The 17,825-nt window shown below is 25.2% G+C and carries 9 protein-coding genes; all 9 read left to right on the top strand.

The genetic code is table 4. The annotated features are described in order from the left end of the window. The first annotated feature begins 36 nt into the window (after positions 1-36). The 9 genes from SCANT_RS02915 (at position 37) to SCANT_RS02875 (ending at position 17,810) form a co-directional block, all read left to right on the top strand. On the top strand, positions 37-774 hold the full coding sequence (locus SCANT_RS02915; RefSeq protein ID WP_053946231.1) for a MurR/RpiR family transcriptional regulator: 738 nt from the start codon (positions 37-39) through the stop codon (positions 772-774). 82 nt (positions 775-856) lie between these two features. Continuing rightward, positions 857-3,508, top strand: a complete 2,652-nt coding sequence (locus SCANT_RS02910) for a glucose PTS transporter subunit IIA (protein ID WP_053946230.1) — start codon at positions 857-859, stop codon at positions 3,506-3,508. A 112-nt stretch (positions 3,509-3,620) separates the two neighbouring features. After that, positions 3,621-5,024, top strand: coding sequence for a glycoside hydrolase family 1 protein (locus tag SCANT_RS02905; RefSeq protein ID WP_053946229.1), 1,404 nt, complete (start codon positions 3,621-3,623; stop codon positions 5,022-5,024). A gap of 554 nt (positions 5,025-5,578) precedes the next feature. Next, entirely contained in the window at positions 5,579-8,200 is a 2,622-nt protein-coding gene (locus SCANT_RS02900) for a PTS glucose transporter subunit IIA (RefSeq protein WP_053946228.1), read from the top strand. A 149-nt stretch (positions 8,201-8,349) separates the two neighbouring features. Next, positions 8,350-10,968 carry a glucose PTS transporter subunit IIA gene (locus tag SCANT_RS02895; protein ID WP_053946227.1) on the top strand — a complete coding sequence of 873 codons (2,619 nt, stop codon included), beginning with the start codon at positions 8,350-8,352 and terminating at the stop codon, positions 10,966-10,968. 86 nt (positions 10,969-11,054) lie between these two features. Next, entirely contained in the window at positions 11,055-12,284 is a 1,230-nt protein-coding gene (locus SCANT_RS02890) for a serine hydroxymethyltransferase (protein WP_053946226.1), read from the top strand. A 69-nt stretch (positions 12,285-12,353) separates the two neighbouring features. Beyond that, positions 12,354-15,245 carry a cation-translocating P-type ATPase gene (locus tag SCANT_RS02885; RefSeq protein ID WP_053946225.1) on the top strand — a complete coding sequence of 964 codons (2,892 nt, stop codon included), beginning with the start codon at positions 12,354-12,356 and terminating at the stop codon, positions 15,243-15,245. A gap of 499 nt (positions 15,246-15,744) precedes the next feature. After that, positions 15,745-16,674, top strand: a complete 930-nt coding sequence (locus tag SCANT_RS02880; protein WP_053946224.1) for a hypothetical protein — start codon at positions 15,745-15,747, stop codon at positions 16,672-16,674. A gap of 2 nt (positions 16,675-16,676) precedes the next feature. Next, a complete protein-coding gene (locus SCANT_RS02875; RefSeq protein WP_053946223.1) occupies positions 16,677-17,810 on the top strand; it encodes an SGNH/GDSL hydrolase family protein in 1,134 nt (377 codons plus the stop codon). Positions 17,811-17,825: the final 15 nt, after the last annotated feature.

Here is a 17,825-nt window from a genome sequence, read left to right as displayed (position 1 = left end):
AAATATATAATTTGAATGAATAGGAAATGATATGATATGACAGCAATTAATAAATTAATAAAATTAAGTGATTCTGTTGAAGAAACAAACTTTAAAATTATTGCTAAAAAAATTATAGAAAACTTTGCAAAAGGGGAATTCAAAAATCAAGAAGAGCTTGCAAAAGAATGTTATGTCTCATTATCAACTATAACCAAATTTTCTCAAAAAATTGGTTGTACAGGATACAGAGAATTAGTTTTTATTTTAAAAAGTGAGTATGATCGTTATGGTTGAACTGAAAATGTTAATAAAGTTAGTTCTTTTGAAAGATTTGAATCTATTCAAAAATGAATTATAGAAAATAGTTTATTTATCGAAAATTTAGCAAAAGCAATTAAAGATGTAAAAATTATAAATTTATATCCTTCAAATCAAATTAGACATGCAAGTTTGTATATTTCAGAATTATTTGCTAATTTAAATAAAGTAGTTAGAATTATTTCTTGAGAATATAGAAAAGATGCAGTAAAAAATAGTGAAAATGAGCTTGAAATTTTAATTGTTTGTTCAAGTAATAATCGCTCATTACTAAAAATATTTGAGTGTGAAACTAATGAAGAAAATAAAAGATTTTTAATTACAACTGCAAATCAAGATATTCAATTGGATATAAATTTTACAGATAAAACTTTAATTAATTATCAATTAGATAAAACAAAATCAATATATAGAAATATAGCTTTGGAGATGCTGTTTCTACAAATATTTGAATGCGTACAAAATACTTTCTAACAGTGAAAGTATTTTCTTTTTAATGGAGAAATATTTTCTTTTTCCCAATTTAATGGAAAATATTACTGTTAGGAGAGGATATATGAAACTAAATTTATATTCACCAGTTGATGGTGAAATAAAAAATATTCAAGATTGTAATGACTCAATCTTTGCAGATCGTATGTTAGGTGATGGACTAGTTATTATTCCAAAATCAAATAATTTTAAGGGATTCTTTGATAATGCAAAAGTGACTATGATATTTGATACTTATCATGCGTATGGTTTTGATGTTGAAGGATTGCAATTTTTAATTCATTGTGGAATGGATACCGTCTTGTTAAAAGGAGAAGGATTCGCAACAAATTTAAAAGTAGGGGATAAAGTAACTAAAGATGATGATATTTTTAGTGTAGATTTAGATTTATTAAAAAGGAAAAAAATAGTTAATGAAACACCAATAGTTTTTGAATTTAATAATTTAAGTAGTTATCAAATAAATAACTTGAAGTTAGGACAAGTAAATCAAGGAGATTTAATTTGTACAATTGATTATAAATTCAAATCAAAAAAGGTGGAAAAAGATTTAAAAACTATAACTGATCCTGCTCACTTTTTTAATATGACAAATAAATATGAAAAATGTGCAGCTTCAATTAATAAATTAATAGGTACTCAGTCAAATTATAATGAAGTATATAATTGTATGACAAGACTTAGATTTAGTGTTAAAAATAAGGAACTTGTAAATATTGATGAAATTCAAAAGTTGGATCTTATTAAAGGAACGGTTTGAAATGGAAATGAATTACAAATTATAATTGGACAAGATGTTTATAAATTAAAAGAAGAGATTATTAATTTAAATTCTCAATCTTTAGCAATAAGAACTTCATTAGGGATTAATAGTTCGAAAGTTTCCTTAGGACGAAAATTCTTAACTACATTTGCAGCAATTATGGTTAAAATGATTCCTATTGGTGCTGGTGTTGGGTTAATTCAAGCAATTATAGCTATTTTAATGCAAACAGGAGTAATGCCAAATATTGTATTTAAATTAAGTGAAAATCCTGGTGCAAATGATGTTCTATTTCAAGATGCTGCAATAGGATGAGTTATCTTATTTGCAATGGGAAAATCAACTATTTATTTTATAGGAATTATGGTTGCTGTTGCATCGGCAAGTCATTTTAAACTAGAGGGATTAATGGGAATTGCACTTGGTCTTATTCTCTGTTGTCCATTTATATTTGGTGATGGTGGACAAAATGGTATGGGAAATGAGTTTTTATTATTTGACCTTGGAAAAATTAATACTGGAAATCCAATTTTAGATCAGATAACAAAAATTAAAGTCACCTCGCTGAGTACAAAAGTCTTTGTTATTGCAGGTGCTATATATACAGCTAAAATAATAGATACTTGACTAAAAAGAGTTATTCCAATTACATTGGAATTAATGTTTAGACCTTTTATTGTAATTATGATAGTTGTTCCTTTATCTTTCTTTTGTTATGGAATAATTTGAAACTTTATTGAAGTTTTATTTGGATCATCAATGTTCTATTTAACAAAAATACCATTAGGAATAGGGGTTGGTATCTTTGTTGCAATTTGACAAGTTACAGTTATTTTTGGATTACATATGGTTTTAGGTTTAATTGCAATGCTTGATTATTTTTCACCAACAACTGGAGGTCAAACAATATATGGTATTTCTTCAATTTCAGTTTGAGCACAAGTTGGGGCTTTAATTGGAGTTATCTTAGTTACACAAAATGCAAAATTAAAAAAACAAGGAATAGGAATGCTTCCTGCAGGTTTACTTGGAATTACAGAGCCAATTCTTTATGGTATAAATTTACCTAAAAGAAGACCTTTAATTTCTGGGGTATGTGGTGCATTTTTTGCAGGAGCCTTTGCAAATATTGTTGGAGTTACACAAAGAGCAAAAAGTGGTATTGGTGTATTTGAAGCAATTGGTTTCTTTTCTGAACCTGTCTTAGGAGGTGTAGGAAAAATAAGTTCTACTCTTAATGGTTTATTTTATCTATTAGCTTGTTTAATGTCAGTTCTATTATCTTTATTGTTTAGTATGATGTCATATAAAGAAAGGGAAAGTGAAAAAACTTTATTTAATAAGACAATTAATAAATTAAGATTATTAACAATGTTAGAATTAAATTTAAATAAATCAGATTCCTTAAAACTTAAAAAAGACTTAAATCAAATTGTAAGTAGTATTGACAAAGAAAATTTACAACTTATAAAATCTGTTGAAAAAAACATTCAGACATGATTAAAAACAAAAGTAAAATTAAATAATATTTTAGAAATTGAAGAGCTTGCAAAAGAAAAAATACTTACTAAAGGTAAAAATTCAATAAAAAATAAAAAATTTAATTTAGCTAATTTATATATGGAAAAATATAAGGCAATTGATAATTCTCAAAAAATTAATTTATTAAAGGAAAAAATAGATGAACAATATAAGTTAATTGATTTAGAGAGATTAAATAAAAATATTTCAGAACTTGAGAAAAAAATTATGAGTAAGTTAAATAAATTAAGTTTTCTAAATAAAGATGTCATCAAAGATTTAGAACCGATAATATTTAATAATTTAAATAGTATTCAAATATATTATGGTTTATTGGATAATAAAAATCCAAATATTAATCTAAATGAAAAAATAGATGAATTAAAAAAAGAAAAAAATTTATTAAAAAAAGAACTTAAATTAAGTGCGTAATTGTTTATTAAATATTAAAGAAGTTTTATATATTTTTAAAGAAATAAATTTAAAACTTACCAATAACATAAAAAAATAGTTGAAGTATTTATTAACTAAGGAGGAATAATAAATGAATAAATTTCCAAAAGATTTTTTATGAGGTGCATCTACAAGTGCATATCAATTTGAGGGAGGAATTAATCAAGGGGGAAAAGCTCCATCAATAATGGATAAATTTGATGAAAGAGAAATTTACCCTAAAGGTATTACAGGATTTAAAGTAGCTACAGATCATTATAATCACTGAAAAGAAGATGTGGCTTTAATGGCTGAGATGGGATTTAAATCTTATAGATTTTCAATATCATGAGCAAGAATTATTAAAAATGCTAAAGGAGATATTAATCCTGAAGGAATTAAATTCTATAATAATTTAATTGATGAGCTTCTAAAATATAAAATTGAACCTGTAGTTACAATGTTTCATTTTGATAGTCCAACCTTTATTGATGAAAAAGGCGGATTAGATAGTAATGAGTTTTCAAATATGTTTGAATTATATGCAAAAGTTTTATTTGAAAATTATGGTTCAAAGGTTAAATATTGGTTAACTATAAATGAACTTAATATGTTTGTTTTTGTTGGAGAAGCTATTGGTCTTATTTCAGAAAAATCAAAAGCAAGTAAATGACAAATTATGCATAATTTAAATGTTGCTCAAGCAAAAGCAATTAGATTGTGTAGAAAAATGCTACCCAATGCAAAAATTGGACCAGCACCAAACATTGCATCAGTTTATGCAAATTCAAATACACCAGAAGATTATTTAACAAAATTAACTTTTGAACAAATAAGAAATTGAATATTTTTAGATATTGTTTGTAGGGGTGAATACGGAACTTGGTTTAAAAATTTCTTAAAAAAAATTAATGAAAAAATAATTATCACAAAAGAAGAAGAAAAAATTTTAAAAGATTCTAAACCAGATTTTATTGCCTTTAACTATTATTCAACAATGACAGTTCAAAATGAAAGTGCTGATGATGTTAAAGATTCTTTAATTAATAAAACCGATCAACAAACAGGTTATGTTATTCCTGGAATAGGTAGAAGTATTAAAAATAAAAATTTACAAAAAACTGAATATGGTTGAGAAATTGATCCAGTTGGTTTTAAAAGTACTTTAAGAGAAGTTTATGATAGATATCGCTTGCCCATTATGATAACAGAAAATGGACTTGGAGTAACAGAGACTCTAACAAGTGATGAGAAAATTCATGATGACTATCGAATTGATTATTATAAGCAACATATTAAAGCTATGAGTGAAGCAATTAATGATGGAGTTGAAATGATTGGTTATATGCCTTGAAGCGCATTTGATTTGGTATCGTCTCATCACGGAGTTTCAAAACGATATGGATTTGTTTATGTCAATCGTGATGAATTTGATGAAAAGGATATGAAAAGAATTAGAAAAGATAGTTTCTTTTGATATAAGGAACTAATAGAGAAAAATGGTGAAAATATTTAATAACAAAAAATAGAATTCCCAAAAAACTTTTTTTGAAAAAATATTTATAAATTTGAATAAAACATTATCTTTACTAAAAATAATATCTTATAGTCAATTAATGAAAAAATATTTTAGTAAAACAAAAAATAGTTTAAAAATATATAGTAGAATTAATTTAAAATAAAATATTGTATATAAAAATTTTGAAATATATTTTATAACAAATACAAAAGATATTTAAATTCTAATTTATTTTAGAGGTAGAATCAGTGATTTGGAAAAAGTTAGGGTTCAATTTCTACTGATTAAATAAATGTCATAATTAAATTTGAAATATTTTTAAGAAGAAATTCCTAGTGATTTAAAAAATATTTCAAATAAATAAAATTTTAAAAAGTTATTTTAATATAAGAAATGACTTTTTTTTTTTTTTTTGAAACTTTTTTGAAACTTTTTTGAAACTTTTTACATTTTTTTTTGAAACTTTCCACTTTTAAAAGTATTTTCCTCTTATCAAAAATTCATTAACTTTTAATTGAATTTGTGAAAATATTATAATGAGGAGGAAGAGAATGGAAATTAGATTATATTCGCCAGTTAATGGAGAAATAAAAGAATTAGAAAAATGTAGTGACCAAATGTTTGCTGAAAAAATGTTAGGTGATGGTTTTATTTTAATTCCATCTTCAAATAATTTTAGGGGTTTTACTGATATTGCAACAGTAACTATGGTTTTTGAAACATTTCATGCTTATAGTTTTGATGTAGATGGTTTACAGTTTTTAGTTCATGTTGGAATGAATACAAAACCTTTAAAAGGAGTTGGTTTTACAACAGAATTAGAAATTGGTAATATAGTAAATAAAGATGACGATCTTTTTACAGTTGATTTAGATTATTTCAAAAAAAATGATTTATCAAAAGAAACTGCAATTGTTTTTGATATCAATGACTTAAATTCATATAAAATAAATAACTTAAAAATTGGTAGAGTTAAACAAGGAGATTTAGTTTGTACAATAACATATGAATTTATTTCTAAAAATGAAAAGAAGATTTTAGAACCCTCAACAGATTCAAAAGAATTTTTTAATATTTCAAATAAATATGAGAATAGTGCAAAATTAATTAATAAATTTGTTGGAGGTTCATCAAATTATGAAGAAGTTTATAATTGTATGACTAGATTGAGATTTAAAATAAAAAATAAGAGTTTGGTTAATATTGATGAATTGAAGAAAACTAATCTTGTAAAAGGAACGGTTTGAAATGGAGCTGAACTACAAGTTATAATTGGGCAAGATGTTTATAAATTAAAAGACGAAGTTTTAAAATTAAATAATCAAACAATAGGAGTTAAAAATGAACTGGGATTAGTAAGTGAAAAAATTTCAATAACAAGAAAAATGTTAGCTATGTTTTCAGGGATTATGGCTAAAATAATTCCTGTAATGGTCGGAGCAGGCTTAATTCAAGCTATTATTGCTATTTTAGTTCAAACTAATATAATGCCAAATATTATATTTAAGACAGGCTCTAAAGATGGCGTATTGATTGCAGAAGCTAATGTGGGGTGAGTTATCTTATTTATTATTGGTATATCAACTAGTTATTTTATGGGAATAGTTCTTGCAGTTTCTGCTGCAAATTATTTTAAATTGGAGGGATTAATGGGTGTTGCTTTAGGAGTTATTCTTTGTTCGCCATTACTTTTTGGTGATGGTGGACGTTTAGGGATGGGAAATGATTTCCTAATACTTGATTTAGGAACTATTAACACGGGAAATCCAGTTCTAGATGATATAACAAAAATTAGAATTAATACTATGAATACAAAAATATTTGTTATTATTGGTGCAATATATACAGCAAAAAAATTGGATACTTGATTAAAAAGAGTAATTCCAGTTGCTTTGGAATTAATGTTTAGACCATTTATTGTAATTGCATTAGTTTGTCCATTAGCATTTTTTGGTTATGGAATTGCATGAAACTTTTTTGAAACATTATTTGGCTCATTAATATTTTATATAGGAAAAATTCCAATTGGAATTGGAGTTGGTATATTTGTTGGTTTATGACAAGTTGCTGTTATTTTTGGTTTACATATGATGCTTGGAATAATAGTTATGATTGATAATCTTGCAAATGGGGGACATAGTGTTTATGGTATTTCTTCAATTTCAGTTTGAGCACAAGTTGGGGCTTTAATTGGAGTTATCTTAGTTACACAAAATGCAAAATTAAAAAAAGAAGCAATTGGAATGCTTCCAGCAGGTTTTTTAGGAATTACTGAACCAATTCTTTATGGAATTAATTTACCTAAAAAAAGACCTTTAGTATCAGGTGTTGCAGCTGCATTTTTGGCAGGAGCTATTGCTAGTCTTTTAAATGTAACTAAAAGAGCTAATACTGGAATTGGAGTATTTCAATTAATTGGCTTCTTTGCTGAACCTCAATTAGGGGGAACTGCTGCAATAAGTCCAATTGAAAATGGATTATTTTATTTATTAGCCTGCATAATTTCAATTTCATTAGCTGTATTATTTAGTATGATGTCTTATAAAGAAAGAGCAAGTGAAAAAACTTTATTAACTAAAACAATTAAAAGTTTAATTACTTTTGCACAGTTAGAATTAAATTTAAATAAAGATGAAGTTACTAAAATAAAAGAAGAACTAAATCAAACAATGTTGAATTTGGATAAAACAACTTTAAAATTAATTAAAGCCACTGAAAAAAATATTCAAAACTGATTAAAAGTAAAAGAAAAATTAAATTCAGTTATTGAAAAAGAAGACTCAATTAAAACAAAAATAATTGAAAAAGGTAAGATTTTAATTGCTAAATCTAAGTTTGAATTGGCAGATATTTATAAAATAAGATATCAATCAATTGACAATTCAAAAGTAATTGCGGTGTTAGAAGAACAGATTGATCAATTGTTTAAGCAGATAGATTTAGACAAATTAAATGAATCAATTATAAACATTGAAAGAACTATTATTAAAAAGATTTATGATTTAATTCATATTAAAAAAAGTATCCTTAAAGACGTAGAAAATATTATTTTTAATAATTTAAATAGTGTTCAAATATACTATAATTTATTGAAAAGTAAAGAAGAAAATATTAATTTAAATTTATTAATAGCAAATTTAAAACAAGAAAATTTAAAACAAATAAAAAGATAGATTAATACATAAAATATAGTATTAAAATATTTAATTTTAGTTTAACAGATTTAAAAAAATACTTTCATTTAATGAAAGTATTTTCTTTTAGAAAAAAATGTGTTTTTTATTTAAAATTATGGAAAAATTACTAGTGAAAGGATGATTTAATGGAAATAAATTTGTACTCACCAGTTGATGGTGAAGTAAAAAAAATTGAAGACTGTAAAGATTCAATGTTTGCAGATCGAATATTAGGTGATGGTTTAGTTATTATTCCAAAAACAAATAACTTTAAAGGTTTTTTTGATAATGCAATAGTAACTATGGTTTTTGAAACCTATCATGCATATGGTTTTGATATAAATGGCTTACAATTTTTAATTCATTGTGGAATGGAAACAGTCTCTTTAAAGGGAGAGGGATTTACTAGTAAACTTAAAATAGGAGACAAAGTAAGTAAAAATAGTGATATTTTTAGTGTTGATTTAAATTTATTAGAGAGTAAAAATTTTTCAAATGAAACACCAATTGTATTTGTTATAAATGAATTAGAGGAGTATAAAATTAATAATTTAAAATTGGGAAAAATTAAGCAAGGAGATTTAATTTGTACAATATCTTATAATTTCAAAGAAAAACAAAAAGAAGATTTGAAATCAATTGATCCCATTAAATTTTTTAATGTTTCGAATAAGTATGAAGAAAGTGCAAAATTAATTAATAAATTTGTTGGTGGTAAAATAAATTATAATGAGGTCTATAATTGTATGACCAGACTTAGGTTTAGTGTTAAAAATAAAGAACTTGTAAATATTGATAATATTAAAAATTTACCAATTGTAAAACAAACTGTTTGAAATGGACCTGAATTGCAAATTGTAATTGGTCAAGATGTTTATAAATTAAAAGATGAAGTAATTAAATTAAATAATAAAGAACTTAATTTAAAATCTTCTATAGCTTTAAAAAATGAAAACATATCGTTATTTAGAAGATTTTTAGTTATGTTTTCAGCAATTATGTTAAAAATAATTCCTATAATGGTTGGAACTGGTTTAATTCAAGCAATGATTGCTATTTTAACTCAAACTGGAGTAATGCCAAATATTGTTTTCAAAATTTCAGGACCTAATCAAGTTTTAATTACTGATACAGGAATTGGTTGAATTATTCTTTATATTACTGGTAGGTCATCTGCATTTTTTATGGGTATTACTATTGCAGTTTCTGCTGCAAATTATTTCAAATTAGAAGGACTGATGGGTGTTGCCTTAGGGATTATTCTATGTTCACCATTGCTTTTTGGTGATGGTGGTAGATTAGGATTAGGTCATGATTTTTTAATACTAGACTTGGGAACTATTAATACTGGAAATCCTATGCTAGATCAAATCACAAAAATAAGAGTTAACACTATGAATACAAAAATATTTGTAATAATTGCTGCAATATATACAGCAAAAAAACTAGATACCTGATTAAAAAGAGTAATCCCAGTTGCTTTGGAATTAATGTTTAGACCATTTATTGTAATTATAGTGGTTTCTCCATTAGCATTTTTTGGCTATGGAATTGTGTGAAACTTTATTGAAACATTATTTGGATCACTAATCTTTTATTTGGGAAAAATTCCACTAGGAATTGGTGTAGGTATTTTTACTGCAATATGACAAATAGCTGTTATTTTTGGAATCCATGGTATGTTAGGAATGATAACAATGTTAGATCATATTTCAAATGGAGGACAAAGTATTTATGGTGTAGGACCATCAATTTCTATTTGAGCGCAAGTTGGAGCATTAATTGGAGTTATAATTATTACACAAAATGCTAAATTGAAAAAAGAAGCAATTGGAATGCTTCCAGCAGGTTTTTTAGGAATTACTGAACCAATTCTTTATGGAATTAATTTACCTAAAAAAAGACCTTTATTATCAGGTGCGATTGCTGCATTTTTTGCAGGAGCAATAGCAAATATTATGGGAGTTACACAAAGGTCTCAATCTGGTTTAGGAGTTTTTGCAGCAATTGGTTACTTTTCTGATCCAGTTTTTAACGGAGTAGGAAAACTCGACCCAGTAACAAATGGATTAATTTATCTAGTAATGTGTTTATTTTCTATTTCACTTGCTATTTGTTTAAGTATGTTAACTTATAAAGAAAGAGCAAGTGAAAAAACTTTATTAGCTAGAACATTTAAAAATTTAGCAACTTTCTCATTGTTAGAATTAAATTTAAATAAAAATGAATTAATTACTTTAAAAAAGGAACTAAAATTGAACTTAAATCTTTTAGATAAAAATACTTTAAAATTAATAAAATCAGTAGAAAAAAATATTCAAAAGTGAATAAAATTAAAAGAAAAACTAAATAGTATAATTTCAAAAGAAGAATTTCAAAAGGAAAAAATAATAGAAAAAGGAAAAAAAATGGTTTCCTTAAATCAGCTAGATAAAGCATCAATTCTTATAAAAAAATATAATAAAATAAATAACTCTGAAAAAATTAATTTCTTAAAATTGGAAATTGATAAACAATATCAAATTATTGATTTTGTAAATTTAAACAATGTTCTTGAAACAATTAATATGAATATTGTTAAAAATATTCATAATTCCAAATTTATTGATAAAAAAGTGGAAAAAGAAATAGAACCAATTATATTTAATAATCTAAATATTGTTCAAATTCATTATGGATTGTTGCAGAATAAAATTTCTAATATAAACTTAAATGAACTAATTGAAGAAAAAATATCTGCAAAAAAAGTACTGAAAACTATTTAAAAAGTACTTTTTATAAAATAAATAATACTTAAAATGAATATTTCAAGTATTATTTTTATAGATAGAAATTTAAGGAGAACAAAATTATGAAAATGAGCCCAATAATTGAAGAATCATTAAAAAAAGAATTAAAACGTCAACAAGATCACATTGAATTAATTGCATCAGAAAACTATGTTTCAAATGAAGTTTTAAAATTGACTGGTTCAGTATTGACAAATAAATATGCTGAAGGTTATCCTGGGAAAAGATACTATGGTGGATGTCGCTATATTGATGAAATAGAATCTTATGGAATAGAACTTGCAAAGAAAATATTTAAAGCTGAACACGCAAATATTCAACCACATTCGGGGAGTCAAGCAAATGAAGCTGCTTATAGAACTCTTATAAACCCAGGAGATACAGTACTTTCAATGAGTCTTGATGCTGGAGGTCATTTAACTCATGGTTATCCTATCAATTTTTCAGGACAACTATATAATTTTGTTTTTTATAAAGTTAATAAAAAAACAGAAGAAATTGATTTTAAAGAAATTAGTGATTTAGCAATAAAACACAAACCAAAATTAATTCTTGCAGGAGCAAGTAGTTATACAAAAATAATAGATTTTAAAAGATTTAAAGAAATAGCAGATAGTGTTGGAGCTTACTTTATGGTTGATATGGCACATATTGCAGGTCTTGTTGCTGGGGGAGTTCACCCAAATCCTTGTGAATATGCTGATGTTGTAACTACAACAACTCACAAAACTTTAAGAGGAGCTAGAGGGGGATTAATCCTTTGTAAAGAAAAATTTGCAAAAAAACTAGATTCAACTGTTTTTCCTGGTGTCCAAGGAGGACCTTTAGAAAATCAAATAGCAGGTAAAACTCAAGCTTTATTTGAAGCAGATAGTGAAGAATTTAAAGAATATGCAAATCAAATTATAATTAACGCAAAACATTTAGCAAATACTTTGAGTAAAAATGGTTTAAGATTAGTAGCCAATGGAACAGAAAATCATACAATAATTGTAGAAGTAAAAGAATCAATTGGAATAACTGGAAAAGAAGCTGAAAGTATTTTAGAAGCAATTGGAATAATATCAAATAAAAATATGATTCCTTTTGATAAAGAAAAACCAGTGCACACATCAGGAATTAGATTAGGTACACCTGCGATGACTACAAGAGGTTTTAAAGAGGCCGAATTTGAACAAGTTGGTAATATTATTGCAAGTGTTTTAAAAAATCATAGTGAAGAGAATTTAAAAATATTGCAAAAAGAAGTAAAAGACTTATGTGATAAATTTCCAATATACACAAATTTATAATCTAATATTTAATAAAAAATTTTATATTTTTGTTATAATTTTATATATATAAAAGAAGTGGAAACAAATATGGATGAAAATCTCTTAGGTTCTGATAAAGAACTTGAAAAACAATTAGAAACTAATATAAAAAAAGGTCTAACTACTGAAGAAGTTACATTAAAACAACAAAAGTATGGTAAAAATGAGCTTCCAAAAGGTAAAATAACACCTTGATATTTAATATTTCTAAAAACTTTAGTAGAACCAATTTTATTAGTTTTAATGGGTGCTGCAGTTATTTCAATTATTGCGCCAATAATATCTAATAAAGGTCATATTGAAGCATCTGAATTTATTGATGCAATTGTTATTTTTTCAATTGTTTTAATTGATGCTATTTTAGAAACGGTTCAAACAATTAAAGCAAGAAAATCAATGGATGCTTTAAAATCGCTTTCTAAGCCAAAAACGGTAGTTATTAGAAATGATATGCAACAAGAAATTGATGCGTCAGAGTTAGTTCCAGGAGATATTGTAGTTTTAGAAGCTGGAAAATATGTACCTGCTGAGTTGAGAATTATTGAAGCAAATGATTTAAGTATTGATGAATCAATACTAACGGGTGAATCAGTATCTGTTGATAAAACTCACTTGGCTTTAAAAGAATCAACAACAATTTTAGCTGAAATGAAAAATATAGCTTTTATGTCAACTTTTACGACATCTGGTAGAGCTATTGGAATGGTTATTAAAACTGGAGTTGAAACTGAAATTGGAAAAATTGCTAAATCAATTAATGAAAATGAAGAAGAATCAACACCATTAGAAAAAAAATTAAATTCATTTACTTATTGAATAAGTGGATTAAGTTTTATTTTGGCGATTTTAATTTTCACAACTTTATTTTTCAGTGGTGATCAAAAAGCCTGAGCAAATTATTTAATGGTAGCAATTACTTTAGCTATTGGAGTTATTCCAGAATGTTTAGCTGCTGTGGTTTCAATTACTTTAAGTATCAGTACTAAAAAAATGGTTAAGCAACATGTTATTATTAAAAAACTTCAAGCAGTTGAAACCTTAGGAAATGTTAACTTTATTTGTACAGATAAAACTGGAACTTTAACCCAAAATAAAATGACAGTTAAAAAAATGATAATGGATAATAAAATTATTGCTTCAAAAGAATATGCCAAAGAAAAAAATGATAATCATATGGATTTATTTTTAAAAGCATTAGTTTTATGTAATGATTCAGTTACAGAAGGTAGTGAAAGAATTGGAGATCCAACAGAATTGGCTCTTGTCGATTTTGCAGAAACTATTGGCTATGATGAACAAGATTCACGTGATGTTTGACAAAGAATTGATGAAATGCCTTTTGATAGTGAAAGAAAAATGATGACAACTGTAAACACAATCAATAAAGTAAATACAGCATTTACAAAAGGAGCTATTGATCAACTATTACAAAGATGTAGCAAAATAATGATAGATAATGTTGTAAGAGATATTACAGAAGAAGATAAAAAAATACTATTAGAATCAGCAAATGAACTTTCAAAAGATGCTCTGAGAGTTTTAGCATTTGCATATCATTTAAATTATGATAAATTAAAGGATAAAAGTGATTTAGAACATGATTTGGTTTTTTTAGGTGCTGTTGGGATGATTGACCCTGTTAGAGAAACTGCAGTAAATGCAGTTAGACTTGCACATGAAGCAGGGATTGAAGTTGTAATGATTACAGGTGATCATGCTGTAACTGCTCTTGCAATTGCAAGAGACTTGGATTTAGCTCATTCAGAATATGAGGTTATGACTAGCAATACCTTAAATCAATTAGATGACAAACAATTATTAAGAGTAATTGAGCAAATAAAGGTTTTTGCAAGAGTAAATCCAGAGCATAAAGTAAGAATTGTAGATGCTTTAAAACAAAAAGGTAATATTGTTTCAATGACAGGTGATGGAGTAAATGATGCACCAAGCTTAAGTAAAGCAGATATTGGTGTTGCTATGGGTATCACAGGAACTGATGTTGCTAAACAAGCAAGTGATATTATTTTAACTGATGATAACTTTGAAACAATTATTAAAGGAGTTAATGAAGGAAGAAACGTTTATCAAAAGATAAAAAGAGCAATTGCTTTTGTTATTGGTGTTAATTTAGCTAATGTTTTAGCAATCTTTATTCTTTCTGTAATTAATACAGTTTCTCCATTAGAAGCAACTAATATTTTATGAATGAATTTAATTGTAGAATCTATTATTGCTTTATCAATGGGAATGGGTTCAAATGACCCAACTTTAATGAAAATTAAACCAATCAAGGGTAAAAATTCATTGTTTAAGGGATTAGGATATACATTATTCAAAATAATTCTATTTACAACAATTGCTTCAATTGGAGCATACTATTTTGGAATGATGTTTGTAACTGAGGATTATTTAAAAGAAATTTTGGGTGATCAGTATAATCCTTCATTAAGTTGACATCAAGCATTAAGAAGTAATGAATATAGTGTTGAACAAAAAATTGAAATTGGAGATTTTGGAAGAACAGCTATGTTTGTAACAATAACTTGTGCTCCATGTTTTTATGCAAACTTTATAAAGTTATCAAATTGAAAAGCAGATAAAAAAATAAATCTAATAATTAATAAACCATTATGAATTGCAAGTATGATAGCAGTACTTGTAAATTTAATTGTAATTTTTATACCTGGATTTAATGAAAAGATACTAAATCTTGCATCAGTTAATAGTTACAATAGTAATAATTGATATCTAATTTTAGGAGCTCTTGGAATATCACTTATTCCAGTAATATTTATGCTTTTATTAGATGCAATTACATTTTTAATTTATCATTATAAACCAGAACCTTGAAGAAGAAATAGAATTTTAGCTCAGGAATTAGTTGAATTAGATATTCAAAATGAAAAACGAAAAAGAAGAAGTAAGAAAAAACCAAGTTAATTATAAAATAGTTAAAAAAACAAACTCATTTTAAAATAAATGAGTTTTTTAATATTTAAATAAACAATAAAAGAAATAATATTAGAATAATTTACTTATATTAGTTTTTATTAAATTAAGTTCAAAAAAAGCTTAAAATGCATTAAAAATTTGATATTTCTATAAAAAGATTTTATTTTATACTAAAATATTTTTATATAAAATAGAAGAGAATATTTATTAATTTTTAACACTTATAAAAGTCCTTTAAAATGGGGCTTTTATAAGTGTTATTTTTTTCTTATTTTTTTAAAATATATAAAACTAAAAAAAGTCAAGTCCTTTAAGACCTTCAAATAAATTGTTAAGGCTTTTTTAAAAGAGTATATTTTTTGTAAGCCTATTTTTTTGTAAGTAAAGATAATTTGAAAAATAGGTGATAAATAATTAACTTTACTTTATGAGTTAATTTATTTTTTAAGTGAAAAAGGATAAGAAATTTAGAAAAGGATTTATTAAAATGAAACAGAAATTTAAGAATTTTCTTAATAAAAAAATAAAGTTAAAATTAATAATTTCATCATCAATAACTGCTTTTTTATTTATATTTAGTTTTTTGATGATAACTCCAGGATTGGGACTTGAATCAAAAAAATTTATTAATAGTATTGAAAAACAAATACAAACTATAATGCCAAAAGGTATGTATGTAATTGATGGCCAAGATTTAGTTTATGAACAAGTAATGAATACAGCAATTAAAAGTGCATATTCAAGTGATGCTCTTTCAACTATAAATTCATTTGAAGATAGTAATTACGTTATTAAAAAAGAAAATTACATTGATTTTTCTAATCAATGATTTGAAAAAAGATGAGCTAATGATATTCAAAATCAAAGAGATATAGATTTATATGATTTGGGAATGGATTTAATTAAATTTGATCAAGCTGTTGCTACAAAATTTTTAAGTTATGGTTATGTTCATGCTGGAATTCAATGAGTTTTTAAAAGTAAAGGCTTAAACGAAATATTCTCTTGACAATTTTATGAACAAGCAAAAAGAGATCAAACAATTATTGACCAAGAAATTTATGATTCATGAATGGATTATGATGGTCCAGGACTAGATGGAATTAAAGTTAATAAAAGTTTAGGAACTATGATTGTAAATAATAAAGTTTGATTTTTAAATCGACAAATTGAAAATATAAAGTTTGGTTTAAATATTTTAGGGCACAGTATTTTTAAAAATAAAGAGTTAAATGAAAATAATATGCCTAAAACAAAAGTAACTTATGAAGAATTATCTTATCCATTTTTTACAGAGACTATAAAAATATTAAGAGCTGGTATTATTATTTTCTTTATGTTTATCATAATTGTCATACCAATTTATACAACATTTTTAACTATTTGAATAGTCAATTTAAAGAGAGGAAATAAATAAGTATGAAAAAATTATTGCTAACTTTATCATCAATTAGTTTATTGACAGTTTCTAGCTCTACAGTAATAGCTTGTATACCAAATGCAACTGATATTAATTTTGATTTTGATAAAAATATCGGAACTCAATTTGATACTAGAAATGCAAAAGATACAAGTGATGATAAAACAAAACATAAAGGGTTTTCAAATTTCTTTACACTAGGTGATTCTTTAAGTGATCAAGGTGGTTTACAAACTATTGTTAAAGACCAATTTAATATTAATCTTAGAATGTCAGGAGAATATATTGGTGGATTTAGCAATGGTTTAACCACAGCAGCTCTTATAAATCAAGAACTTGCTTTTTCAACACAAGAATTTAAATCTTCAAATTTAGTTCATAAACCAGAAATTGAATTAAATCAGCAAAAAGTTTGAGGAAAAAATTATTCTGTTGGGGGAGCAACTGCTTATGAAACAAAGGGTGCAACTTCATTATTATTAGGAAATACAGGAATTTATAAGCAGGCCCAAGCACTTGTAGAACAACAAGTAATACACGATGATGATTTATTTTTAGTTGAAATTGGTGGAAATGATATGTTTGCAATCTTAGATAATCTTAATAACTCAAATAAAAGAGAAGAAATAATGCAAAATGCTTTATTAAATATCAAAAATGCTTTGTATACTTTATTAAATAATGGTGCAAAAAAACTTGTTTTCTTATCACCACCAGATATGACCTTAATACCAAGATATTATAAAATAAATCAAGCAACTAAAGAAATAATTAAAATGATTGGTGATGATTTCAATTATGAAATTTCAAAAATTATTAAGATTGCCAATAAAATGTATAATGACTCAATTTTATTTTTTGACCTTTATACAAGATTTAGTGAAATTACACAAGAATTTAAAAATTCCGGAGCAAATAAAAATATTACAGAAGAGCTTTGTGATTCAACCACATCAGATTTAAGTGGAATTGATATAACAAATTTTGAATTGAAAGCAACTGTTAAAGAAAAAAATGTTGGAAAAGAAGAAGATTTCTTTTTCTTAGATTATGTCCATCCAACAAAAAACGGACATCAATTTGCTAAAAAAATTATTTTTAATGAAATTGAAAAAAAATGAAATCAAAAGTAAAAAAGAAAAGAGATG

The sequence above is a fragment of the Spiroplasma cantharicola genome, assembly GCF_001281045.1.
Lineage (GTDB): Bacteria > Bacillota_I > Bacilli_A > Mycoplasmatales > Mycoplasmataceae > Spiroplasma_A > Spiroplasma_A cantharicola.
This window is presented reverse-complemented; position numbering and strand designations above follow the sequence as displayed.